The sequence below is a fragment of the Nocardia vinacea NBRC 16497 genome (assembly GCF_000308835.1).
Classification (GTDB): Bacteria; Actinomycetota; Actinomycetes; order Mycobacteriales; family Mycobacteriaceae; genus Nocardia; species Nocardia vinacea.
Window position 1 is genome coordinate 1 of record NZ_BAGN01000319.1, and the last position, 1050, is coordinate 1050.

The following is a 1050-nucleotide window of genomic DNA, read 5'->3' on the forward strand; positions in this document are numbered from 1 at the left end:
GGGAGTCGAATCCGAGTTCCTGGAAGTTGCGGTCGGCGTCGATCGCGGTGGCGTCGTCGTGTCCGAGCACGATCGCCACCTGACCACGCACCAACTCCAGCAGCACCTTGACCTGTTCGGCCTCGTCCAGGCCCGACAAGCGTTGCCGCAGTTGCGATCCCGCCACCCCAGCACCTGCGCTACCGGTGTTTCCGGCGGCAACACGTCGGGCGTTGGGTACCAGGTTGTGCAGTATCGGTGCCAGCATCCCCGCCCGCGCCTGCGCGGCCAGGACGGTGGTGTCGAACCGCGCTGCCAGCACGGTAGCGTGCTCGGCGGTCACGGCGGTGTCGAACATCGCCATACCCTGTGCCTCGGTCAACGCCAGCATGCCGCCACGGCTCATGCGCGCGGTATCGCCACCATCGAGGTGACCGGTCATCCCGGTGCCCGATCCCCACAAACCCCACGCGATCGACGTCGCCGCCAACCCTCGAGCCCGCCGGTACTCGGCCAACCCGTCGAGGAACTGATTGGCCGCGGCATAGTTGCCCTGACCGGGCGAACCCAGCACACCGGCGGCCGAGGAATACAGGACGAACATGCCCAGATCCAGGCCACGGGTCAGCTCGTGCAGATACCACGCCGCATCGGCTTTCACGGAAAGCACCGTGTCGAGGCGTTGCGGTGTCAGCGACGCGATCACACCGTCGTCGAGCACACCCGCCGCATGCACCACCCCGACCAAAGGATCCTCGTCCGGTACCGCGGCCAGCAGTTGCTCGACCCCGGCACGGGTGGACACATCACAGGCCACCACCGCCACCCGCGCACCCGAACCGGTCAACTCCTCGACCAACTCACGCGCACCCTCCGCAGCCAAACCCCGGCGAGAAGCCAACACCAGCGACCGCACACCCCGCACACCCACCAGATGCCGGGCCAGAATCCGACCCAAACCACCGGTACCACCGGTCACCACCACAGTCCCCCGACCAGCACCCGACACGGTGTCATCGGTATCCGAGATATCCGATGCCGTGGTCTTGTCGTCACGCCCGGCAGTACGGA

Annotated in this window: 1 protein-coding gene; it reads right to left on the reverse strand. The window is 67.1% G+C overall.

Translation table 11 applies throughout. The features are described 5' to 3' along the window. The coding region (locus ON44_RS33685; RefSeq protein ID WP_157187392.1) for a type I polyketide synthase at positions 1-1050 on the reverse strand (1050 nt) is incomplete at both ends.